Origin of the sequence: Paenibacillus curdlanolyticus YK9 (assembly GCF_000179615.1) — a bacterium.
GTDB lineage: Bacteria > Bacillota > Bacilli > Paenibacillales > Paenibacillaceae > Paenibacillus_T > Paenibacillus_T curdlanolyticus.
Genome location: NZ_AEDD01000013.1, coordinates 237,887 through 259,072, shown reverse-complemented (window position 1 = coordinate 259,072; position 21,186 = coordinate 237,887). Strand labels below are relative to the sequence as shown.

Here is a 21,186-nt window from a genome sequence, read left to right as displayed (position 1 = left end):
GAATGGAGCGTATCGCGGTAAGCGGCAGCCGATCTCGCAAGCCTGCTAGCAGCAAACGCTCGCAAGCAGCGTCCGCTAAATTGCGCCCGCGAGCTTCCGCACGCAAGAAAGGCACGGTGCAGCAGCGCGCTAGGCGCATGCGTCGGCGGACATCTGAAGCCTACGCTGGTCCAGCCGAACAAGCAGCTGCGCGTTCGCAAGCAGTACCGCTTGTGTCCGTCGTGATCCCCGTCATGAACGAGCGCCAAACGATTCGCCGCGTCGTTCGCGAAGCATTCGCGGTGCATCCGGCAGCAGAAGTTATTGTTGTCGCCAATGGCTCCACCGACGGCTCAGCTGGCTTGGCGAGGCGCGCGGGCGCGCGGGTTATTGAATACGCCCAGCCGCTAGGGCATGATGTTGGCCGAGCAGTAGGCGCGGCCGCTGCGCAGGGCGAGGTACTGCTGTTTATTGATGGCGACATGGTCATTCCATCGGCACAGCTGCGGCCGTTCGTTAAGGCAGTGGCATCCGAAGGCATCGACGTGGCGTTAAATGATTATTCAGGCCCTACGGCCAAAACCGTCGTTCATAGCGTCGTGCTTGCCAAGCATGCGTTGAATGCGCTGCTCGAGCGGCCGGATTTGAATGGCACCTCCTTGACCGCAATCCCCCATGCGATGAACCGTGCTGCCTTGTCGGCTATTGGCACGGAGGCGTTGGCAGTGCCGCCGCTTGCGCATGCCAGAGCGATCAAGGCGGGGCTGCGCGTGGCGGCAGTTAAGCGAATTAACGTTGGCAAGCTGAATCGCCCTAGGCGGGAGCGAGAGCGGATCCAGCCGCTTGAAACTGTCATTGTCGGCGACCACTTGGAGGCGATCGATTGGTTGACTGAGCGGAGCGGCGAGCGAGGCGGCTTCCGCGATCCTTACAGGAGGCGGCAATATGCGAAGTGAGCGTAAGCGGATGAATGGCAGTCGACGAATCAAAAGGATCAAATATTCGGACCCTAGCGCATCGACAGCGTTTCAAGGAAGTGCAGCGGCCGTTGTCATGGCCCACAATGAGCAGGATACGCTTCCGCTCGTGCTCAGCGAGCTTGCCAAGCTGCAACTCGCCGAAACGGTGGTTGTGCTGAACGGCTGCTCCGACAATAGCTTCAGCATTGCGAGATCGTTCCCCGACGCAACGATCGTACACTATGCAGAGAAGCTTGGGCACGATGTTGGCCGGGCGATAGGAGCGAGGCTGACAAAGGCGGATATCGTTCTGTTTGTTGACGGCGACTTTCGCATTGGCGCAGAACAGCTGCGTGCCTTCATCGCAGCCGTGGCGCGAGGGGCGGACGTCGCGCTTAACAACATTACGCCTTACTTGCCGTTATTCCGCGATTGGGACGACGTGACGAGGCTCAAAGCTTTTTTGAACCTGTCGCTGGGCCGGCCGGATCTGCTCGCGAACTCGATGACTTCCGTTCCTCACGCGCTATCCCGCCGTGCGGTTAACATGATTGGCAGCTCGCTGCTCGCAGTCCCTCCGAAGGCGCAGGCTGCGGCACTGCGTGAAGGGCTGCGCGTCCAAACGGCTGCATCAGTGAATGTGTTTGGGCCGAACAGGCATCGCGATAACAATGTGGGGCTTCATAACGAGATGTCCCGCTTAATCGTCGGCGATCATGTCGAAGCGCTTAAGCATGTCATGGAGAAGGACGGGCGTAGGCTGGCGCATCTCGATACGATGCGGCAGCGGAGCGACGGGTCAAGGAAGCCGAGCCGATGACGAAGCCGATGACTAGCATAATTGTTCCGACCTACAACGGATTGGGACTGCTGCAGCGCCTCGTGCAGTCCATTCGCGAGCATACGAATGCGGCAGAGACGCCTTACGAACTTATTATTGTCGATAACGGATCGCAGGACGGCACGGCGCAGTGGTGCATCAATGAGCGGCTCACCTTCCTGTCTCTAGGGTCGAATGAGGGCTTCCCTGCCGCCTGTAACAAAGGACTGCGGCTTGCCGCTGGCGATCGGCTCATGCTGCTGAATAACGATATCGTGGCGACGCCCAACTGGCTTGCGAATCTCTCGGAAGGCCTGGTGCAAGAGCCGGGAATCGGACTGGTGGGCCCTGTAACGAACTATGCAAGCGGCATCCAGCAGGTCGACTATCCTTTCGAAACATTGGAGCAGTTCGTGAACATCGCAAGAGAAGTGAATAAGCCGAGCCGGCTCAAACGAGAGCGTGTCATGCGCCTCGTCGGCTTATGCCTGCTGTTTACGCGCGAGGTGTACGAACGGGTCGGCGATCTGGATGAACGGTTTTCGCCGGGCCACTACGAAGATGATGACTTGTGCCTGCGTATTCGGATGCATGGCTACGGCCTGCTGCTATGCAGGGATGCGCTCGTCTATCACGAAGGCAGCGCGAGCTTTCGACATACGGATCAGGATGCGCTTTCGCAGCTGCTGGCGGCGAATCGCCAGAAATTTATAGACAAGTGGGGCATAGACCCCAACACGTTCGTATCCGGTTGAGGCATTAGGAGCATTGCCGTTCATTTGACCAAAACAGGAGGGATGTTGCCTTGAAGGCTGTCATATTAGCCGGCGGAACGGGAACGCGGCTGAAGCCGTTGACCGGATATTTGAATAAGCATATGCTGCCCGTTGGCCGGTATCCGATGATCCATTATGCCGTAGCTAAATTGCAGGAAGCGGGTATTTCAGACATTTTGCTCATTACGGGACGAATGGCCGCAGGCATGTTTATCCAATACCTGGGCAGCGGTGAGGAGCTGGGCGTATCGCTCACCTATCGCATTCAGGAGGAGGCAGGCGGCATCGCGCAAGCGCTCGATTTGGCGGAGCCCTTCGTCGGCAACGGCGAGAAGTTTGTGCTGCTGCTGGGCGACAATTTGTTTGAGCATTCGCTGCGAGGCTATGCCGAGCAGTATGAACGGCAGGAAGCGGGCGCAATGGTATTGCTGAAGCAGGTCGAGGACCCGCATCGTTATGGCGTGCCGACATTCGGCGAAGGAAAGAATGGCCGAATCATTACGCGCATCACGGAGAAGCCGGAGCATCCCGATACGGATTTTAGCGTAACCGGCATTTATTTTTATGATTCGACCGTTTTCTCGCTGATCGGGGATCTTGCGCCATCTCAGCGTGGAGAGCTTGAAATTACCGACTTGAATAATGCTTATGCTACGCGAGGCTTGCTATCCTATGCAACGCTGCAAGGCTGGTGGGCGGATGCAGGCACATTCGAGTCGCTTCATGAGGCGGCGCATCAAATGCTGGCTAAACCAAGCGGCGGCAGTGGCACAGAGCAAGGAGAAGGAATGGGGTGAGGTGATGCCTTTGCAACGAGTGAAGCCAGTCGCTGCAAGTCAAGGAGGAAGCCCTCGAATTGTTCGAAGCGTTCGAAGCCTTCGAAGCGAGAGAAGCCCTCGCAGCCAGCGCCGCCCGCTGCGTGCTGCAGTGCCCAAGGATAACGCCAGACGGAAACGGAAGGCAGCCGCCGCTGCGCCTGCAAGGCGCCGCCGCACGGTGCGCCGGCGAACATCCAATGGCTTGCATGCTGCCATTCGTCCGCAGCTGATCGCAGTGGCAGAGCAGCTGCCGTCGTCTACGGATGCCGCGAGCCCGGCAGCTGTTTTTCCTCTGGATGCTCGCCCGATAATCGGCGAGAACGGCGTAGAGGACCCGATTGCGGACGCTGTGTATGAGGCTGGCGAGCATTGGTTGGAGAAGGCGATTCCCGCGAATATGCTGCTGCCGAACATCGAGCTGCGCGACGTCATCGCCGCCGGGGTAGAGAAGCTGCTCCCTGCAGCGATACCGCTGCTCGATACCGAGACGGTTTACCATGAGCTGGAAGCCGCGATCCGTGATTCGCAGCCATATTCCGTTATTCGGATCGGCGATGGCGAGCTGATGGCGTTGGCGCAGGATGTTGTCTATCCGGCAGACTTCATCTTGAAGGAGGCGCCTTTCTTGCCGTACGCAGGCGTTAATCCCCCGGACCTGTCCGCGCGCGATCTGCTGGCAAGGGCGGTAAGCAGCGCCAACATTGTCGGCGTGCCGCTTTCGCGCCGCAATTATTTTCAACCGCTCCTTTACCCCGTTTTACGGGCACACGGCATCTCGGTCCACCAGCTCCGCTTGACATCGTCGACGATCAACTACAGCCTCTTCCAGTCAGGGCTGCTGGAGCCGCTGCTTCGCGGCAAACGCTTGCTGCTCATCGGCAATACATGCCCATCGCTGGCAAATGTGCTGCATGGCTTGGGGTACATCGTTTCCGGCATCATTGCTCCGGTGCGAGGAATTGCCGACATTGAACGAGTGATGGCTGAAACGAGGGCTGCGCAATTCGATCTTGCGTTGGTTGCGGCTGGCATTCCGGCAACGGTTATCGCTTGGCGAATTGCAGAGGAGCTGGGGAAGGTTGCGCTTGATTTTGGCCATATGGCTGATGCCATCGTTAAAGGCCAGATACAGCTTTCACCCTAAGATACGGGAGAAAGGATGAAGGGCATGAGAAGCACAGCTAAGCCGCTTCGACGCTCCAATCGCAGAGTAAGGCGCAGTGCGTCCGGAAGGCGCGGACAGCAGGTCGATCGGCGGCAGCAGCGTTACGAGGCAGGATATCGCGCAGGTTATGATGAGGGCCAACGCTCCGGGTTTGATAGCTTTGAGACCCACTTTGAAGGCACGAGCATTATTATACCAACGTATAACAAAGCCGCCTATCTGAAGTCCTGCATCGAGAGCATTGGCGACCATACGGATTTGCCGTATGAAATTATCGTCGTTGACAACCAGTCGACGGATGAGACGGGCGCTTATTTGCGGGAAATTGGGACGCAGGTTCGATATCGTATTCTGGACAGCAATCTAGGGTTCGCGGGGGCGGTAAATGCGGGCTTGATGATGGCGAAGGGAACGACGGTGCTCCTGCTCAACAACGACACGCTCGTCACGGACAACTGGCTGGATAATATGTTGGCGTGCCTGCATAGCGACGCGCGCATCGGCATGGTCGGGCCAGTAACGAATTATATTAGCGGCGACCAGCGCGTCGAGGTTCCTTATGAGGAAATCGAGGACATGTATGAGTATGCCAAGCGCAACAATGAGACGAATCCGGCCAAATGGCAGCGTACCGACCGATTGACGGGCTTCTGCTTATTGTTTCGTCGGACTCTGCTGGAGCGGACTGGCTACTTTGATGAAGGCTATGAAATCGGAAATTACGAGGATGACGACTTCAACATTCGCGTACGGCTGCAGGGCTATTCGCTCGTCATTGCCCGCGATTCGTTTATTCATCATTTCGGAAGCGTGAGCATGAAGGCGCTCGGGAACGAATTTGAATCGGTGAACGACCATAATATGCGGTTCTATATGGACAAATGGGGCAATCCCTACGAATGGGTCCATCGGGTGAATGAGCAGCGCAGAGCGAAGGAAGAGCCCAAAGAAGGGCTGGCCGCCATTGCGAATGGGGAATCGGCCTTTTATCCGGAGGGCGTGCTGGTCAAGGGAATCGGGGATCTCGTGTTTTGGTTGGAAAATGGTCAGCGGCGGCCGCTCGAGGGCGAAGTGGCGCTGCCTATAACAAGGCTGTCCCAATATGATATTCGGCGTTATCCGATCGGCCCGGCGATCCATGCTAGCGAACTGGAGGCGCGGATCGCTGCTCCCGTGCATCAAGGCGCCGCGCTTCGTGACGGTACGATTGTAACCGGGGAGAACGGTGCGGTTTGCTACTTAATAGAGGCAAGCGCGAAGCGGCCAATCGTAACCGCAGCGGCTGCCAAGCACTGGGGCTTTGATCAGCGAAGGATCATGACGTTAACGGAATCGGAGCTAAACGAGCTGCCGGAAGGGCTGCCTGTCATTGCGCCGATCACATTGCGACAGTCGCTGTAGCAGCAAGGGAGCGAGTACGTCGCAGTCACCGCATGAGGCTGACCGCATATGTTAGTAACAGTAAGGCGTGGGGGAGAGGGGCAACGTCGTGGAGGATCCGATCGACGCGTTAATCGAGCACGTATCTCACACGAATCGCCAGCTGGTAAGGGTGTTGGAAGCAAAACGGCATGTTGCCGTCCGAATGGCACAGGTCGTGCATGCGCTGCCGGATGAAGACCCGGAGCTGGGCGGGTTCATGGGGCTGCTTGATCAAGCCAATGGCGTGACGAACAGCGTCATTGCGTATTTGAATAGCGTGGCTGAGCTGCAAGAGATGATGGCTGAGCAGCTGTATCACGTCATTATGGAGATGGAAGAGGAAGAAGAATAGCCTTTGGCAAGGGAGGTTTGCTTTCGACGATGGCGGACCGCGAACAGGCTTATAAGCGAATGTTGGACACCGCCGCCAAGCTGCAATGGAACGTCTCTATGATTCTGGAAGCGAAAGCGGTAGAAGCGGAAAAAGTACGAAACTGGATGCTCAATCATGTCTCGTCGGATTCCTTTATTGAACAGCATCAGCAGTTGAAAGAAACGATGCGGCTGCATGATCAGATCGTCGAAGTCATCGATGGCCTGACGAAGCTCGGCCGGGGCATGAATGCGATCATGAAGGTAGCGCTAGAGCATGGGCTGGACAATGAAGGCGATGGCGGCAACCTATTCGGGGGCGGCCAATCAGGAGGTCGGCTGTGAGCCGTCTACAGCATAAAGAGCGAGCCGTGAAGCTGGAGCTTGCGGCTTCGATTGCGCGGAGCCAGCATGCGCTAGCCCGGATATTGGAATCGATCGCCGACGTTGCGGAACGATCCGACCCGCTTGCCCGCACGCTTAAGGAGAATGTCGAGCGGCTCGCGCGCATGCAGCAGATGCTGATGGAGTCCGCCACCGGACTCCGGCTCGGCAAGCCGCGCTTGGGGCGGCCAGCGGAGCCGTGGCTGCAGCGGCAGGCCGGTATTGGCAGCCGATCGGTCAAGGAGGATGAGGAATGATAGCCAGCAAGAGAACGAAGCGGGCAAGGCGTCAGGCGACCAGGACGAAGAAGCGCAGCAGGCAGTCGGTAAAGTCGCAAATTAGAAAAGGAACCGCCTCGCGGAAATCCAAGGTGATATCTAAAAGAAGAGCGGCGACTCGCCGCAAGCGTCCGGCATTGACGGAGCAAGGATCGTACAATCAAGGATTTGATCAAGCTTACAATGAGGGATATAATTCCGGCTTTGCCAAAGGCTTCGAGGATGGTCATCAGCTTGCCTACGAGCAGCAGCCATAATCGGTTGAGCCGCTTTCGATTGCCCGGTTAGCGCCATATCGGATGTGATTTGCCCATCCTGATGGCAGCTGCCGGGCTATTTGTTATGGCTGGACAGGCAGGGACGGCGGGCATTCGCCAAATTTGGCGGACACGCGGCACATACCCTATGTGTGTTCGACATGGAGAGCATATGGTGGAGATGAGGTGAACCGTATGAGCCGGAATAGGCGAGCTGGCATCCATAGCGCGGTGCCGGGCCCGGTGATCGTGCCCCATGCCGACGCAGTAATCGAAGGCTTTGAGGCAGGTTATCGGATGGGCTGGCGCGATGGCGCTTGCGAAGCAGTCCTTCGCCACACAGCCCTGCCCGTTGCAAGAAGAAGAAGCGTTAGGGCGATTTATGTGCCGCAAGGGTTTCAGGCAATTGACGAAGGGGTTTCACACGCGCTGGCGGAGACCGTCAAGGAGCTGCATGTCATTCCAGCGGAACAGATGGCCGAACAGGCGCTGCTCATTCGTCCGGATTTCGTATTCGTGCTTAACGGTCTGCATGTATTCCCTGAGAATCACTTGGCGCAAATCGATACGATTCGCGCTGCCGGCATACGCACGATCATCTGGTTCGCGGATGATCCGTACGTAACGGACGACACCGTGAAGGTGGCTCCGCATTACGACACGATTTTGACGCATGAGCTAAGCACGATTTCGCTGTACCAGTCGCTTGGCTGCCGCGACGTGCATTATATGCCGCTCGCCGTCCATCCTGCTTTGTTTAGGCCCGCTCCCGCTGCTGCCGAGTATCGGTCGGATGTTTGCTTTATCGGGCAAGCATTTTGGAACCGCGTTGAGCTATTCGATGCGCTTGCTGAGCAATTAGCCGGCTTGAAGGTGTTTATCGCAGGCGGGCTGTGGGAACGTCTGGCCGCGTTTAATCAGTTAAAGCCGTTTATTCGGCAAGGCTGGCTTCCCGTGGAAGAGTCGATTCAATATTACAACGGCGCTCGCATTGTCATTAACATGCATCGGACGACTGAAGCAGGCTTGGATAACAAAAATGGCTATCGCTATCCCGGCCGGTCGATTAATCCGCGCACGTATGAGATCGCGGCTTGCGGCACGCTGCAGCTGACGGATATTCGAGAGGATTTGGTCCGGCATTACCAGCCGGGGCTTGAGCTGGATACGTTCCAGCATGCGCAGGAGCTTGGCGAGAAAATTCGTTACTATCTTGCCAACGAGGAGCTCCGCAGCGCGATTGCGGTGAGGGGGCTCGCGCGAACGCTGAGAGATCATACTTACATGTCGCGGATGGAGCAGGTTATGCAGGCGCTGCGTTATTTTGATTAATCCCAAATCGCTGCAGAAGGAAGGTGATCTTATTGGCTACGCCGAGAAGCCAGGTTAAACGGCAGAGCAGATATGAGGGGGCGTTCCGGCAAGGGCGGGACGATGGCTTCCGCAAGGGCTGGGACCATGGCTATTGGTACGGCAGATGCGAGTCGCTGCTGCGGGCGATGCCGCAGGACGTTCGCGTGACGCCGGTGCATGTCCTCTTCGTTGCGACAGGAAAAGGCTTTCCTTATTCCCCGCTGGACGAATCGATCGCGGAGACGCTGCGTGCTTTAACAGCGCGGCTTAGCATCACGACGTCGAATCAGCCCGTTGCAGAAGTAGCCGCCCGGTTAAGACCGGATGTCGTCATCGTGCTGGACGGGCTGGAATTTGATACGGAGCAGGTCGATGAGATGCGCCGTCTGGGCATACGAACCGTTGTCTGGTTCACGGATGACCCCTATTATACCGACATTACATCCCGGCTCGCACCGCATTATGATGACATTTTTACACTGGAGCGCACCTGTGTTGATTATTACCGCGCCCTAGGCTGCAACAATGTTCATTATTTGCCGCTTGGCGTTGATCCGGCTTCGTTCCGGCCGCTTAATCCTCCCCGCGGCATGCGGCGGGAAATCAGCTTCGTCGGTTCGGCCTATTGGAGACGCGTCGATTTCTTCAATCAAATTACAGGCTATTTGGCTACGAAGGATACGCTCATCAGCGGAATTTGGTGGGAGCGGCTGCGCGATTTTGCGAAGCTTGAGCCCAAAATTGCGCTTGGCCGCTGGATGGACCCTGCGGAAACCGCGCATACGTACAATGGCGCGCAGATTGTCATTAACATGCACCGGGCGCATGATGACGAGACGTTCAACAATAACAGCGCGAACATTGGAGCCGTATCGCCGAATCCGCGCACCTTCGAAATTTCCGCCTGCGGCACGCTGCAGCTAACGGATATCCGCGAGGATTTACCGCTGTATTATACGCCGGATGTCGAGATTATTACGTATGCTTCGCCAGAAGAAATGGTCGAGAAGATCGATTATTACTTAAACCATGAACAGGAAAGGCAGCAAATCGCGCTGCGCGGCTTGTACCGGACGATGCGTGACCATACGTATGCCAAGCGCCTGGAAACGATGCTGTCCATATTGTTCGGCTAAACGAGGCGGGCGGATGCGCGGCGTTGCAGGCGCGGTGTCTGAACCGCCAATTTTTGTGCATTTGTTGCGGGTTCATCTGTCGTGCCATGACGACCGTCTCGCCAATATATTGTACTACCTGGGATTGCTGTGAAGCATCAACTGTTAGGAGGTGAGCGTCTTCTTGCGTTCCAAACCGCAATTGTACGTCTTCTCGCATATTTGCAGTCCAACCTATGTTACCGGAGCGGAGAAGCTTCTGCTGTTCATGCTTCAAGAGCTAAAACCTTATTTCGCTTGCACGCTTGTCGTTCCGAATAACGGCTATCTATCCGAGCGGGCAGCCGCTGCCGGCATACCGATCTTCGTGCTCCCGGTCCCGCTGGCGGTATCGCTTTATTTGGCGCAGTCTCATCTGTTGGATGAGCTTCATCAGTTCCGCAGCACGCCGGAATATGCCGCTCTCGTGCAGCTGCTGGCAGATCGGCGGCCGGACGCCGTGCTCGTGAATACGTCCGTGCACCCGATGCCGGCTATCGCGGCCAAAGAGCTAGGCATACCTGTTGTATGGATGCTAATGGAGACGATTCGGAGAACGGCCTTTACCGCGCAAGCCGTCGGAATCATCGATCAATACGCCGACTGGATTGTAGGCATTTCGGAATCCACATTGGAGCCGATTCAATCGAACTGTCCGCATCGGCGGGAATGGCTGCTGCTGCCTCCATCGTGGAACCCGCAGGAACTGCAGCCCGCATCGTGGCCCAAGCATCGCGAGCGTCGCCGCGCAAGCCTTGCGATTAAACCGAATCAGCAGCTCATCGGATTTATTGCGTCATCCATTTATGAGAACAAAGGCTATCTCGCCTTCATGGAGCTGGCCGTCGAGGTGGCGGGCCGTTACCCGAACGCCATGTTTCTCCTGATCGGCAATCCCGTCGATCCGCCATTGTTCGAAGCGGGCCTGGATCTCGCGCGTAACAAAGGCCTCTTGGACCGGTTCCGGTGGATCCGATTCGAGGAGCAGATCGAGTCGGTTTATCCGGCGTTCGATATGCTCGTGGTGCCTAGTCTGACGTCGGAGGGCTTCGGCTTGACCGCGCTGGAAGGGATTTTATTCGGCAAGCCTGTCGTCGCATTCGCTGCAGGCGGTCTTGCCGAGATTATGCGTGCGACAGGCAATCAAGCTTATGCAGTTCCGACTGGCTACGTAAGAGGGCTTATCGCCAAGGTGAGCGAGCTGCTCGATGACCGAATGCAGATGGAGGCAGTGGCGAGCCGGAACAGCCATGCAGCGGAGATGGCTTACGGTCTCGCGGCTTATCGCAGCCGGCTGATGAAGCTGCTTGATGCCATGAATTTCAAGGTGCAGGGCTTGCCGCATTTGATGCGGGGGAGCACGCCAACGGTTTACCTGTTCGACAATGGGAAACGCCGGCCGTTCGTATCGGATACGGCCCTGCTGGAAGCAGGCTACACATTCGAGCAGGTGAAGCAGGTGGACGATGCAACGCTAATGGCTTTGCCGCTCGGGGAGCCGATTGGCACGCTTGCCGTGCAGCCCGTTCTGCTGATGGCGCCGCCTGTATCTTCTGCATCGCGCAAGCTTCGCGGAAGCTTGCGAGCAAGGCGAAGCAGCAGGAGTCGCAGGAGAGGCCGGCAAAGCGGGGGCGGCAGCCGGTCTAGAAACCGCCGGAAGCAAGCAAGCCGGCCTCGCAAATCGGGAGGCCGAAGAAGCAGACGTCGTTAATTGCTGGAAGAGAGGAGAGAAACAAGATGCGCGTCATGACTATACTCGGCACCCGTCCCGAGATAATACGGCTTAGCCTCATTATTGCAAAGCTGGATCGACTGGCGGAGAAGCATGTACTCGTTCATACCGGGCAGAACTTCTCGCCTTCACTTAGCGGCATCTTTTTCGAGGAAATGGGCGTGCGGCTGCCTGATTATACGTTGGCAGCAGGCAAGCAATCGCTGGGCGCCCAATTGTCGGCAACGTTCAGCGAGGCAGAGAACGTCATGCTGCTGGAAAGGCCGGACGTCGTGCTGCTGCTCGGGGATACGAACAGCGCATTATGCGCGATCATAGCCGAGCGAATGGGGATTCCCGTCGTGCATATGGAGGCAGGCAATCGCTGCTTTGATTTGAAGGTGCCGGAGGAGAAAAATCGGCGCGTCATCGACGCCGTGTCGACCATTAACATGCCGTACACGTCCTATAGCAAAGGCAATCTGCTGCGGGAAGGGTTTCCTTCGATTCGGATCGTGCAAACCGGCAATCCGATCTACGAGGTGCTTACCCACTATAAGCCCCAGATCGATCGCAGCGATGCGCTGCTGCGGATGGGCTTGGCAAAAGGCCAGTACGTGCTGGTCACCGCGCATCGTGCGGAAAACGTCGATGACGCTCGGCGGCTGCAGTCGATTTTCGATGGGTTGAATCGGGTAGCAGAGCAATTCGGTCTTCGCATCATTTGCAGCGTCCACCCGCGTACGCGGTCGAAGCTTCAGGCGGAGATGCAGCAAGGGCTGCATCCGCTCGTCGAGCTTCATGAGCCGTTCGGATTTTTCGATTTTGTACAGCTGGAGCAGCATGCGCGTTTGGCGATTACAGACAGTGGGACGGTTCAGGAGGAATGCTGCTTGTTCGGTGTGCCGACGGTGACGATCCGAGATACGACGGAACGTCCCGAGACGGTCGATTGCGGCAGCAACGTCGTATGCGGCTTGTCGCCGGAGCGGATTGCGGGGGCGGCGGCTGTCATGATGGGATTGCCGGCGGATTGGGAAAGCCCGGAGGGCTACAAGGCGGCGAACGTTTCGGATATTGTGGTGAAATTTGTGCTTGGAGGGAAATGGAATGTTTAATAATACGCGTATTCTGGTGACCGGGGGGACGGGTTCATGGGGATACGAATTAATCCGTCAGCTGCTGCCGCAAAATCCGAAGCAAATTATCGTATTCTCGCGCAATGAATCAAGCCAGGTGGCGATGAGCCGGACGTTCGAGGATGACCGGCTGACATTCTGCATCGGCGATATTCGAGATAAGGAAGCGCTGCTGCGCGCATGTGATCAGGTGGATTATGTTTTTCATCTGGCGGCGCTTAAGCATGTTCCCGTCTGTGAGGATCAGCCGTATGAGGCGCTCAAGACGAATGTTATCGGTACCCAAAATGTGATTGAAGCCGCTATCGCCAATCATGTCAAACGCGTCATTTACATCTCGACGGATAAGGCGGCGAACCCTTCAAACTTTTATGGCATGACCAAGGCGATTGGCGAGAAGCTGATCGTGTATGCAAACCTGCTTCGATCGGAGACGAAGTTCGTCTGCGTACGCGGCGGCAATGTGCTCGGCACGAACGGCAGCGTCGTCCACTTGTTTATGAATCAGATTCGGACGAAGAAGCAGGTCGGCATTACGGACCTTGCGATGACGCGGTTTTTCCTGACGCTGCAGGATGCGATTTCCTTGCTGTTCAAGGCATCGTCCGAGAGTCTTGGCGGCGAGATCTTCGTCATGACGATGCCGACCTGCCGGATCGTCGATCTCGCGGAGGTGCTGATGGAGTCGCTCGGCGTAGATGCGGAAATTATCGAGACGGGCATTCGCCCTGGCGAGAAGCTGCACGAGATATTGCTCACCGAATTCGAGAGCAACAGCACGGTTGTTTATGATGACGAGTATTTGGTTATTTTGCCTGCGCTGGACATCCCAGGTCTGAAGAGCCATTATGCGTCTTATTCGCCTGTATCGTTCGAAAGCTTCAGCTCCAGCACGGAAATCATGAATAAGAAGGAAATTCGGGATATGCTCGTACGCGGGGGGTTCCTCGCATGAAACTGCTCGTTATCGGCGGCAACGGAATGGCAGGGCATATGATTGTCCGATACTTCCAAAACAGATCAAACCTCCAAGTCGCATATACGACCAGACGAGCGGACGATCCAAGCGGCATATGGCTTGATGCAGCCGATTATGAGCAGGTAGAGGCGGTCATCTCGCGGGAGCGCCCTGACGTTATCGTTAATGCAGTCGGCATACTGAACGAGGCGGCAGAGCGAGCGCCGCTTGCCGCCTTCCAAGTGAATGGATGGCTCCCGCATTGGCTTCGCCATACGGCCGATACGATAGGTGCTAGAGTCATTCATATTAGCAGCGATTGCGTCTTCTCGGGCGACCGCGGCTCTTATACGGAGTATGACGCGCCAGAGGGCACCTCCATGTATGCACGGACCAAGGCGCTGGGCGAATCGAATGAGATGCGGCATCTGACGATACGTACATCCATCATCGGGCCAGACCCGAAGGCAGAGGGCATCGGCTTGCTGCAATGGTTTCTTAAGCAGCAGGGCGAGGTTCGCGGGTATGCTTCCGTCTATTGGAACGGCGTAACGACACTGGAGCTGGCCAAAGCGATTGCGTATGCGATGAGGCATCCGGAGGTTGGCGGCATCGTGCAATTGACGGCGCCGGAAACCGTCAGCAAGCTGGAGCTGCTGCGGCTATTCCAGCACGCTTACCAGCATGACGGGGTCACGATCATTCCGGCTGCCGAGCCTGCTATCGACCGAACGCTGCTGGCCACGCGATCGGATTGGCGTTATCAGGCGGCGCCGTATCGCGAGATGCTTGCTGAGCTGGCGAACTGGATGCGGGTGCGATGAGCAGCCCGCGTCTGCTCGTTACAGGTGCTGGCGGGTTTTGCGGGGAGCACGCAATGACTTATTTTTCGCAGGCGGGGTATGAGGCTGTCGCTTCGGTTCGGCAAGAGTACCCAGCGCATTCCGCTGCGATCGCATGTGACTGGACCGACATTGCTGCTGCCAAACGTACGGTTCAAACCGTAGAGCCGGATTATGTCGTTCATCTGGCAGGGCTGAACGCAGCTGACCGATCGTGGCACGATCCAGCTGGCTATTTGTTGACCAACGTGATGGGGACGGTCCATCTGCTGGAAGCTGTGCGCGGGCTTGGGCGCCCTTGCCGCGTCCTCGTCGCAGGATCGATGCTTCGCTTCGAGCTGCCTGCAGGCGATCAAGCGCCTGAGCCGACGCATCCCTACAGCGTCAGCAAAACGATGCAGGTTCTGCTGGCCCAATGCTGGCCGATTCTGTATGGCATGGACGTTGTCATTGCGGAGCCATCGAACCTAATAGGGCCTGGCCGATCGCAAGGGCTGTGTGCGCGTTTGGCGAGGTATGCGGCGCAGGCGGAGGCACTAGCGCAAGCTGAGGCAGCGCCGAACAATTCCGCCGCGACTGGCGATGCAAGCAGCAGGGGGGTGACGACCCGGCAGCTCGAGCCGTTTCGGCTGTCGTCGCGGACAGAGCAGCGCGATTATTTGGACGTTCGCGATGCGATGGCTGCGTACGATCTGTTATTGCAGCAAGGCGCGCCAGGCGGCGTGTATCCCGTAGCTTCGGGCCGATTCGTTACGCTAGAGCAATTGGCCGAGCGCTTTGCCGACCTTGCGTGCTGCCCGCTGCATTTTGACATCGGTCAGTCCACGTCGCCCTCTCCTGCTCCTGCCGACACAAGCCGCATCCGGTCGCTCGGCTGGCAGCCCGGCTTTACGCTGGAACAATCGCTGCAGGACACGTTACAGGATGCAAGAGCAAGGCTGCTGCAGAAGGGGGACCGGGGATGAGCAGGCATGAACCGAAAGTTTCTATTGTCATTCCGTTTTATAATGACCCTTACGTGCGTGAAGCTGTCGACAGCGCGCTATCGCAATCGTATCGCAATATAGAAGTCATCGTCGTCGACGATGGTTCCACGGCGCATGCCGAGCTGCTTAAGCCGTACGGGGATCGTATTCATTATCTGGGCAAAGCCAATGGCGGCACGGCAAGCGCGCTGAATCATGGCTTTCGCCATGCCAGCGGGGAATATATAGCTTGGCTTAGCTCGGACGACGTGTTTTATCCGGACAAAATTAAACAGCAGCTCGACGGTATGCGCAGCGTCGATGCTTGGATTGGACATACCGGCTTCGATTGCATTGACGGCAAAGGCCGATATACCCAGTTCGCCATAGCGCCTCCGAAGGATACGCATGATCTGCTGCGGTCGTTTCGCCACAGCAACCCCGTTAACGGCTGCACGGTCATGATGAGAAAGCCGCTCTATCAAGCGATCGGCCCTTTCAATGAGCGCCTGCCGTATACGCAGGATTTGGATTATTGGTTTCGCGTGCTTCTGGCCGGCTTCCCGTTCCACCTGACGCCCGATCCGCTCATCGCTTATCGCTGGCATGAGCAGATGGGGACGCTGCGGAACAAGCAGGCGATCGAGCAAGAAACGCAAGAAACATTCCATAGATACGAAAACCGATATAAAGCGTTTCTATTGCAGCTAGGCATAAAATAGAGTGGTTGAAAAGCGTGCTTCGGCGGCAACGGCAGCGGCAGCGCAAGCGGCGGTCTCGAGAATCAGGGAGAGCCGCTTGTCCGCAATTCGCTGTCGAGGGAGCAACAAGGCGGAAGGACAAGCCTGCCGGAAGAAAGGCCCCGCAATGAGGCCAGATGCGGCAAGCCGAACGAATGCAAGCGGCTGCGGGATTCCTCTGCGGCGATCAGGCTGGTACCCGCCCGAGCATAGCGGCAGCTGAGCTTCCGTTCGGCTCTGGGCATGCAGGGGGGCGGCTTACGCGTCTCCATTATCCTGGCAGTTGGGCAATGAGCGTTGTTAAGGATTGCCGATAGATGTTCATAATGGCATTCGCTTCCTTCACGATCGTATCGAAATAGCGTGCCGTCCCCATCCCGGGGTGGCGCCTGTAAACCGTGAGCGATTCATTCATGTAATGGAAATCGTAACGGGCGAGCACGACGCGAATCCACAGCTCATAATCATGCGTATAGGGCAGGCTTTCATTAAATCCGCCGAGCTGCCTGAACAGCGCCTTCGTCATCATGATCGTACAGCCATTCACCGCACAGCCTGTCAATAGCGAAGCGATAAACGCCTTGGCCGAGTGGAATTTAGCCGATGCGCAGGTTGCGGTAATCGTGTCGTTCTCGTTCATCACATCGTAGTCGGTATGGCTGATCTGCGCGCTGGTCCGCTCCATATACGCGACTTGCTTCGCCACTTTGTCCGGCTTGAATTGATCATCCGAGCTTAGCCATGCGACATATTTGCCAGACGCCAGATTCATGCCGTAGTTCAACGCGCTGGCGGTGCCGCCGTTTGCTTTGCCAATATAATGGATGCGTCCGAGGAAGGGGGCAAGCTTATCCTGATGGCGGGTCGAGCCGTCGTCGACGACGATGACCTCAATATTCGGATACGTTTGGCCTAGCGCGCTGGAGATGGAGTGGGCCACATAAGGGTCATTATAAAAGGGGATGATGATCGAAACTTTCGGGAGGCCGGTTGCCGGCAGCATGAAGGTACACCCCGTCTTTCCTAGTTCGTTATATGCTACTATACGAGCGCTAGAGAAATAGGGTCACGTCGAATGCCCGAGCCTTGGCCATTAATTTGGACCCATTTCGATTCCTATAAAATCCCCTCAGGCCAGCCTCTCAAGAGGCAGCGGAGCGGGCGTTAAAGCGGCGGGCGAATGCCAAGCGCAATTAGAACGTTCGTCAAATCGGCGCAATAACGATCCGGGCTGAAGGTCGTTTTCATCAAGTGGTAAGCTGCATTGCGCATCCGGCTCGTCGCTTCGCGGTCAGTTAGCAGCTGAAGCCCGTAATAGACGCCTTCCTCGACCGTACCCGTACGGAAAAACAAGCCGGTTCGTTCATGCTCGATAAAATGGCGAACGCCATCGGAATCAGTAGCGAGCACCGGGCAGCGGCAGCTCATCGCTTCTGCAATCGCATAACCGAACCCTTCCGTTCCGGAAGTTGATAGAAGGAAGCCGCCGCTGTCGCCGACTGCAGATAAGTAATCGGACATGTGATGATGCGGGACGTTAGCAAGCAGCTTTAGTCGATGGCCGAGATTTAGCTCGCGTACCAGCTTTTCGAATAGTAGTCGTTGATCCGGTTCGCCAAGGGAAGGATCGACGAACATCCAAAGCTGCAAATTAGGAACGGAGCGTGCGAGATGCGCCGCTATTTGAAGGAAGAGGGGGGCATTCTTGTTGCTCTCCAGTCGGCCGATCCATGCGAGTACGGGAGCGCCTCCGGGATTAGCCTCTGGCAGCGTGCGGTAATGGAATTGCTCCGTATCCACAGGATTATGCATATAGAAACGGGGGAAGTCGTGAAAAAAGTGATTAAAGGTCGCCATGAGATGGGAGGTTTGAGGGCCAAGTACAGCTTGAGCATGCTTCCGAATGTAAGGGTAGGCTTCGCGAGTTGTAGATAGCGCATGCTCTCTTGTGCCGTGGCCTTGCGCTTCATACAGAATCGGCCCTTTATAGCCGTGTCCCCTCAAACGGTCAAGCAAGAAATGGTCGCATGTTACGATGATCGCATCGTATTGATGGAGCGCGAGCATCGTCGCGATGTGATGATCGTCGTTGGAGATCAGATAGGGGATGTCGGTGCGGATGAGATTTTGGACGCCGGCTCCGTCCCATAGATAGAAAAGATGGCTCTCGATTCCGATGCGTCGCAGGACGCGCGCGCGAAGCCGATTCAACGTTTCGATGCCGCCGCTCGGTACGAAATAAGTAAATAATAGCTTCATTCGGCATACCCGCCTTCCTAGCAAACATATGGAACTGACACCGGCATCGCCATGGGTCTGTTCTATATTATGCTAGGAAGGTCAGGCCCGAGCGGGCGGCATAAAACGCTTACGTTATTCTAGCTGCAAGTGTTGTTTGTGCATAATCATTCCTGATTAAGCCTTGGGAAGACTCCAGCGAACAATGACGCCTGCTTGCGTCAATCCGGCGCCAAAGCCATACAGCAGCATAAGCTGGCCGGGTTCTAGTCGTCCCTCGCGAACAGCAAGATCCAGTGCGAGCGGGATGGACGCAGAAGAGGTATTACCATACTTTACAAGCGAAACGAGCGAGCGTTCCATCGGGATGCCGGTACGCTCGCAGATCGACTCTACAATGCGCAGATTCGCGCTGTGCGGCACGAACCAGTCGAGATCCTCCACTTGGAGATGAGCGCGCTCAAGCAGCTTTTCGACGCCTTCGGGTACCGTGCCGACGGCCCATTTGTATACTTCACGGCCGTTCTGTACGACCTTCCCCGGGTTTTCGAGCTTGTGCTCGCCAACGACCTCCGAGAGTCCAGTCAGATAAACATGATGACCGCCGGAGCCCGTCGTTACGGAGTAGGAGGCGAGCAGGTCGCCTTCGCGGCCCTCCTCAGCTTCCAGCAGCAACGCGCCAGCGCCGTCACCGAACAGGATGCACGTTGAGCGATCCGTGTAATCGGTAATTTTGGACATCGTATCCGCGCCTACGACGAGCACTTTGCGTGCCGCGCCGGACAGGAGCAGGCCGTTCGCATTTTGCAAGGCGGCGGTGAAGCCCGCGCATGCCGCTTGCAGGTCAATCGCGCCGCTGCAGTTCATCCCAAATGCTTGCTGAAGGCGCGCAGACGTAGAAGGAAACGGGGAATCCGGCGTCGTCGTCGCGACGATAATATAATCGACGTCGTCGAGCTGAACGTCGTACCGACGCTGCAGATCGGCAACGGCTTGTATGCATAGGTCACTGCTGAACTCATCCGGCGCCGCAATGCGTCTCTCCTCGATGCCGGTGCGGCGGACGATCCATTCGTGATCCGTCTCCACCATTTTCTCCAAATCCGCGTTGGATAAGATTGATTCAGGTACGTAAGAGCCAATTGCCGTAATACGTGCGTTAGATAAAAGGCTATAGGATTGAGTCATGCCGCATTCATTCCCTTCATGATTTAGTACCAGATACTAATACCTAATACTAGTACTAATCGGAGGCGGGTGTCAAGCGGCGAAAGTGGCAGGCTTGTTGTGAGTGTTATGATAGTCTCGAAATTAGAAATGTAGTACACTATTCCTACACCATGAACCGACAATAGACCTATAAAATGGATTATTACAGAATTCTAGACTAGATGAAGAAACGGAGATACACGTATGGCAAAGAAAAGAAAAAATAGGTTAGCTCTTATTGGATTGCTGCTCATTCCCTTCGCTATCGCTGCTGCTATTGTCTCAGATCAGCTGAGGTCAACTACACCAAGCTATATTGTGATGGATGATAAGCTGTCTTTCGAACAATTAGTAGGAAAAGAGTCTGTAAAGATCCGAATGGGCATGAATTCGTTCGATATAGGCCGATTGCTTGGAAAAGAAGTGGAGTATATTTCTCCTTTAGGGCCTTTATATTGTAAATATGGCGATGTAACAGTGGGATATATGGATATGTCACTTGCCATGGTAAAGTTTACTCTGAGTGATAATAGGTCATGGTGGAATAGCTTTTATAGTGATTTTTTGATCCCCTCAGAATTGGAGGCGACTCTCGGAGCACCATCGGTCCCGCAGACGCTTACCTATGGATACCTTTGGAATGAGGATGAGGGCAAGCTCGAACAAGTGTTTGGTGAGCAGACACTAAAGGTTTATGAAGGAAGTAGAAAATTCTATGAGTTGAAGCTAGGAAGGGATTTGCAGGGGCATATCTACAGCGTTCAGATCGAACGGGGCGACTACAAGGCTCAAATGGCAGGGAACATGGCATATAGGAATGCTGAGGAGGCATCGACTGATGAACCAGAACCGTTAACTTCTACCGATTTAGCTTTCGTAATTCAAGGAACGGAATCCAATGTTGCCCTCGGAATGACAAGACATGAAGCAGAAGCTATTGTGGGACTTCCGGTTGTTAGCAACATATACGGGATTGAAAGTACTGGAATATTATTAGGCAGCCAGGATGTTGTTCCGATTGAATATGATGGAATAGTAATCGGGTACAGGAATGATATCGTTGTAAGCCTGACGCTACGGCTCAATGATAATTCACCAAAAATTTATGAAACTCCACGGAGAGTCGGGCTACTAACGAACAGGAGAGTAATGGAAGGGCTGTATGGCAAACCAACATTCTCCAATGATACAGGAGTTACATACGCACTTGCTAAGGAAAATGAGACAGGTGGTCTGGGTATTGTCGAGAACAATAATAGTGGCCAGAAGATTGATTATTATATAAGTGCACTAATTACAAATACCGATTATGAGCTTATTCACTACTTGTCGATAACAGATGCCGAATTCGGAAGGAACCATTAGAATCCTTTGATGATTAAAGCCAGAAGCTTGTGTCTAATAGACGCAGGCTTCTGGCTTTTATATCTTCGCTGAGACGCTCCAAGAGATGCTAGAGGCCGAAATGGTCACTCATCTTGGTGAATTCGCTGGTATGATATACGACGATGGCTTGCCCCCACTATTGCAGAGTATTAATTTATATAAAAGAAAGGGTTCCATATACTAGGCAATAATAAAGCAATCAAATTCGATTTATTCATCTTTAAATTTCTTGCGACTTCATTCGAGTTATTCCCTTAATGC

23 protein-coding genes and 1 pseudogene are annotated in these 21,186 nt (G+C 55.5%); 20 read left to right on the top strand and 4 right to left on the bottom strand.

Going from position 1 to position 21,186, the window contains the following annotated elements; genetic code table 11:
* Window positions 1-2 precede the first annotated feature (2 nt).
* The 19 genes from PAECUDRAFT_RS22235 (at window position 3) to PAECUDRAFT_RS22145 (ending at window position 16,315) form a co-directional block, all read left to right on the top strand.
* On the top strand, window positions 3-935 hold the full coding sequence (locus PAECUDRAFT_RS22235) for a glycosyltransferase family 2 protein (RefSeq protein WP_006040416.1): 933 nt from the start codon (window positions 3-5) through the stop codon (window positions 933-935).
* On the top strand, window positions 925-1,758 hold the full coding sequence (locus PAECUDRAFT_RS22230; protein ID WP_006040415.1) for a glycosyltransferase family 2 protein: 834 nt from the start codon (window positions 925-927) through the stop codon (window positions 1,756-1,758). The genes PAECUDRAFT_RS22235 and PAECUDRAFT_RS22230 overlap by 11 nt, the downstream gene beginning before the upstream one ends.
* Window positions 1,755-2,513 carry a glycosyltransferase family 2 protein gene (locus PAECUDRAFT_RS22225; RefSeq protein WP_006040414.1) on the top strand — a complete coding sequence of 253 codons (759 nt, stop codon included), beginning with the start codon at window positions 1,755-1,757 and terminating at the stop codon, window positions 2,511-2,513. Before PAECUDRAFT_RS22230 ends, PAECUDRAFT_RS22225 begins: the two co-directional genes overlap by 4 nt.
* Window positions 2,514-2,563: 50 nt before the next feature.
* Complete coding sequence (locus PAECUDRAFT_RS22220) at window positions 2,564-3,331, top strand: sugar phosphate nucleotidyltransferase (protein ID WP_006040413.1); 768 nt, start codon at window positions 2,564-2,566, stop codon at window positions 3,329-3,331.
* Window positions 3,332-3,335: 4 nt separating this feature from the next.
* The gene (locus tag PAECUDRAFT_RS22215) at window positions 3,336-4,496 is read left to right on the top strand and encodes a GT-D fold domain-containing protein (protein WP_144266629.1); all 1,161 of its coding nucleotides are present in this window, start codon (window positions 3,336-3,338) and stop codon (window positions 4,494-4,496) included.
* Between the two features lie 24 nt (window positions 4,497-4,520).
* Entirely contained in the window at window positions 4,521-5,918 is a 1,398-nt protein-coding gene (locus tag PAECUDRAFT_RS22210) for a glycosyltransferase family 2 protein (protein WP_144266628.1), read from the top strand.
* An 88-nt stretch (window positions 5,919-6,006) separates the two neighbouring features.
* Window positions 6,007-6,291, top strand: coding sequence for a hypothetical protein (locus PAECUDRAFT_RS22205; protein WP_006040410.1), 285 nt, complete (start codon window positions 6,007-6,009; stop codon window positions 6,289-6,291).
* Between the two features lie 29 nt (window positions 6,292-6,320).
* Window positions 6,321-6,656, top strand: a complete 336-nt coding sequence (locus tag PAECUDRAFT_RS22200) for a hypothetical protein (RefSeq protein ID WP_006040409.1) — start codon at window positions 6,321-6,323, stop codon at window positions 6,654-6,656.
* Window positions 6,653-6,952: a hypothetical protein gene (locus PAECUDRAFT_RS22195; RefSeq protein ID WP_006040408.1), complete on the top strand. Its 300-nt coding sequence runs from the start codon at window positions 6,653-6,655 to the stop codon at window positions 6,950-6,952. The genes PAECUDRAFT_RS22200 and PAECUDRAFT_RS22195 overlap by 4 nt, the downstream gene beginning before the upstream one ends.
* A gap of 113 nt (window positions 6,953-7,065) precedes the next feature.
* Window positions 7,066-7,230, top strand: coding sequence for a hypothetical protein (locus PAECUDRAFT_RS26525; RefSeq protein ID WP_233516802.1), 165 nt, complete (start codon window positions 7,066-7,068; stop codon window positions 7,228-7,230).
* A 195-nt stretch (window positions 7,231-7,425) separates the two neighbouring features.
* On the top strand, window positions 7,426-8,562 hold the full coding sequence (locus PAECUDRAFT_RS22185; protein WP_006040406.1) for a CgeB family protein: 1,137 nt from the start codon (window positions 7,426-7,428) through the stop codon (window positions 8,560-8,562).
* Between the two features lie 32 nt (window positions 8,563-8,594).
* Window positions 8,595-9,719 carry a CgeB family protein gene (locus PAECUDRAFT_RS22180; protein WP_006040405.1) on the top strand — a complete coding sequence of 375 codons (1,125 nt, stop codon included), beginning with the start codon at window positions 8,595-8,597 and terminating at the stop codon, window positions 9,717-9,719.
* A 163-nt stretch (window positions 9,720-9,882) separates the two neighbouring features.
* On the top strand, window positions 9,883-11,448 hold the full coding sequence (locus PAECUDRAFT_RS25030) for a glycosyltransferase family 4 protein (protein WP_006040403.1): 1,566 nt from the start codon (window positions 9,883-9,885) through the stop codon (window positions 11,446-11,448).
* 26 nt (window positions 11,449-11,474) lie between these two features.
* Window positions 11,475-12,566 (top strand): non-hydrolyzing UDP-N-acetylglucosamine 2-epimerase, encoded by a 1,092-nt coding sequence (gene wecB, locus PAECUDRAFT_RS22170; protein ID WP_006040402.1) that lies wholly within the window; start codon window positions 11,475-11,477, stop codon window positions 12,564-12,566.
* Window positions 12,559-13,542: a polysaccharide biosynthesis protein gene (locus PAECUDRAFT_RS22165; protein ID WP_006040401.1), complete on the top strand. Its 984-nt coding sequence runs from the start codon at window positions 12,559-12,561 to the stop codon at window positions 13,540-13,542. Before wecB ends, PAECUDRAFT_RS22165 begins: the two co-directional genes overlap by 8 nt.
* A complete protein-coding gene (locus PAECUDRAFT_RS22160) occupies window positions 13,539-14,369 on the top strand; it encodes a dTDP-4-dehydrorhamnose reductase family protein (protein ID WP_006040400.1) in 831 nt (276 codons plus the stop codon). The genes PAECUDRAFT_RS22165 and PAECUDRAFT_RS22160 overlap by 4 nt, the downstream gene beginning before the upstream one ends.
* Window positions 14,366-15,352 carry an NAD-dependent epimerase/dehydratase family protein gene (locus PAECUDRAFT_RS22155; protein ID WP_006040399.1) on the top strand — a complete coding sequence of 329 codons (987 nt, stop codon included), beginning with the start codon at window positions 14,366-14,368 and terminating at the stop codon, window positions 15,350-15,352. The genes PAECUDRAFT_RS22160 and PAECUDRAFT_RS22155 overlap by 4 nt, the downstream gene beginning before the upstream one ends.
* Window positions 15,349-16,074, top strand: coding sequence for a glycosyltransferase (locus PAECUDRAFT_RS22150; protein ID WP_006040398.1), 726 nt, complete (start codon window positions 15,349-15,351; stop codon window positions 16,072-16,074). The genes PAECUDRAFT_RS22155 and PAECUDRAFT_RS22150 overlap by 4 nt, the downstream gene beginning before the upstream one ends.
* Window position 16,075: 1 nt before the next feature.
* On the top strand, window positions 16,076-16,315 hold the full coding sequence (locus PAECUDRAFT_RS22145; RefSeq protein ID WP_040713842.1) for a hypothetical protein: 240 nt from the start codon (window positions 16,076-16,078) through the stop codon (window positions 16,313-16,315).
* A 48-nt stretch (window positions 16,316-16,363) separates the two neighbouring features.
* Here the strand turns inward: PAECUDRAFT_RS22145 and PAECUDRAFT_RS22140 are convergent, their stop codons facing one another.
* The 3 genes from PAECUDRAFT_RS22140 to PAECUDRAFT_RS22130 all read right to left on the bottom strand — a co-directional run bounded on the left by PAECUDRAFT_RS22140 (window position 16,364) and on the right by PAECUDRAFT_RS22130 (window position 19,518).
* On the bottom strand, window positions 16,364-17,095 hold the full coding sequence (locus tag PAECUDRAFT_RS22140) for a glycosyltransferase family 2 protein (protein ID WP_006040397.1): 732 nt from the start codon (window positions 17,093-17,095) through the stop codon (window positions 16,364-16,366).
* Between the two features lie 161 nt (window positions 17,096-17,256).
* Window positions 17,257-18,351 carry a glycosyltransferase family 4 protein gene (locus PAECUDRAFT_RS22135; RefSeq protein ID WP_006040396.1) on the bottom strand — a complete coding sequence of 365 codons (1,095 nt, stop codon included), beginning with the start codon at window positions 18,349-18,351 and terminating at the stop codon, window positions 17,257-17,259.
* Window positions 18,352-18,507: 156 nt separating this feature from the next.
* A complete protein-coding gene (locus tag PAECUDRAFT_RS22130; RefSeq protein ID WP_006040395.1) occupies window positions 18,508-19,518 on the bottom strand; it encodes a ketoacyl-ACP synthase III in 1,011 nt (336 codons plus the stop codon).
* 225 nt (window positions 19,519-19,743) lie between these two features.
* Between PAECUDRAFT_RS22130 and PAECUDRAFT_RS22125 the strand changes: the two genes are divergently transcribed.
* The gene (locus PAECUDRAFT_RS22125; RefSeq protein ID WP_006040394.1) at window positions 19,744-20,904 is read left to right on the top strand and encodes a hypothetical protein; all 1,161 of its coding nucleotides are present in this window, start codon (window positions 19,744-19,746) and stop codon (window positions 20,902-20,904) included.
* A 144-nt stretch (window positions 20,905-21,048) separates the two neighbouring features.
* On the opposite strand, the pseudogene PAECUDRAFT_RS26765 reads toward PAECUDRAFT_RS22125, so the two are convergent.
* Window positions 21,049-21,167, bottom strand: a pseudogene (locus PAECUDRAFT_RS26765) (LacI family DNA-binding transcriptional regulator); the annotation flags it as partial.
* Window positions 21,168-21,186: the final 19 nt, after the last annotated feature.

What these genes read in the sequence shown, in the direction of transcription:
- PAECUDRAFT_RS22125 (WP_006040394.1), top strand. Translation starts at nt 19,744, where the DNA reads ATGGCAAAGAAAAGAAAAAATAGGTTAGCTCTTATTGGATTGCTGCTC.
- PAECUDRAFT_RS22230 (WP_006040415.1), top strand. Translation starts at nt 925, where the DNA reads ATGCGAAGTGAGCGTAAGCGGATGAATGGCAGTCGACGAATCAAAAGG.
- PAECUDRAFT_RS22200 (WP_006040409.1), top strand. Translation starts at nt 6,321, where the DNA reads ATGGCGGACCGCGAACAGGCTTATAAGCGAATGTTGGACACCGCCGCC.
- PAECUDRAFT_RS22155 (WP_006040399.1), top strand. Translation starts at nt 14,366, where the DNA reads ATGAGCAGCCCGCGTCTGCTCGTTACAGGTGCTGGCGGGTTTTGCGGG.
- PAECUDRAFT_RS22235 (WP_006040416.1), top strand. Translation starts at nt 3, where the DNA reads ATGGAGCGTATCGCGGTAAGCGGCAGCCGATCTCGCAAGCCTGCTAGC.
- PAECUDRAFT_RS22135 (WP_006040396.1), bottom strand. Translation starts at nt 18,351, where the DNA reads ATGAAGCTATTATTTACTTATTTCGTACCGAGCGGCGGCATCGAAACG.
- PAECUDRAFT_RS22150 (WP_006040398.1), top strand. Translation starts at nt 15,349, where the DNA reads ATGAGCAGGCATGAACCGAAAGTTTCTATTGTCATTCCGTTTTATAAT.
- PAECUDRAFT_RS22165 (WP_006040401.1), top strand. Translation starts at nt 12,559, where the DNA reads ATGTTTAATAATACGCGTATTCTGGTGACCGGGGGGACGGGTTCATGG.
- PAECUDRAFT_RS22225 (WP_006040414.1), top strand. Translation starts at nt 1,755, where the DNA reads ATGACGAAGCCGATGACTAGCATAATTGTTCCGACCTACAACGGATTG.
- PAECUDRAFT_RS22160 (WP_006040400.1), top strand. Translation starts at nt 13,539, where the DNA reads ATGAAACTGCTCGTTATCGGCGGCAACGGAATGGCAGGGCATATGATT.
- PAECUDRAFT_RS22185 (WP_006040406.1), top strand. Translation starts at nt 7,426, where the DNA reads ATGAGCCGGAATAGGCGAGCTGGCATCCATAGCGCGGTGCCGGGCCCG.
- wecB (WP_006040402.1), top strand. Translation starts at nt 11,475, where the DNA reads ATGCGCGTCATGACTATACTCGGCACCCGTCCCGAGATAATACGGCTT.
- PAECUDRAFT_RS22210 (WP_144266628.1), top strand. Translation starts at nt 4,521, where the DNA reads ATGAGAAGCACAGCTAAGCCGCTTCGACGCTCCAATCGCAGAGTAAGG.
- PAECUDRAFT_RS22130 (WP_006040395.1), bottom strand. Translation starts at nt 19,518, where the DNA reads ATGACTCAATCCTATAGCCTTTTATCTAACGCACGTATTACGGCAATT.
- PAECUDRAFT_RS22140 (WP_006040397.1), bottom strand. Translation starts at nt 17,095, where the DNA reads ATGCTGCCGGCAACCGGCCTCCCGAAAGTTTCGATCATCATCCCCTTT.
- PAECUDRAFT_RS22215 (WP_144266629.1), top strand. Translation starts at nt 3,336, where the DNA reads ATGCCTTTGCAACGAGTGAAGCCAGTCGCTGCAAGTCAAGGAGGAAGC.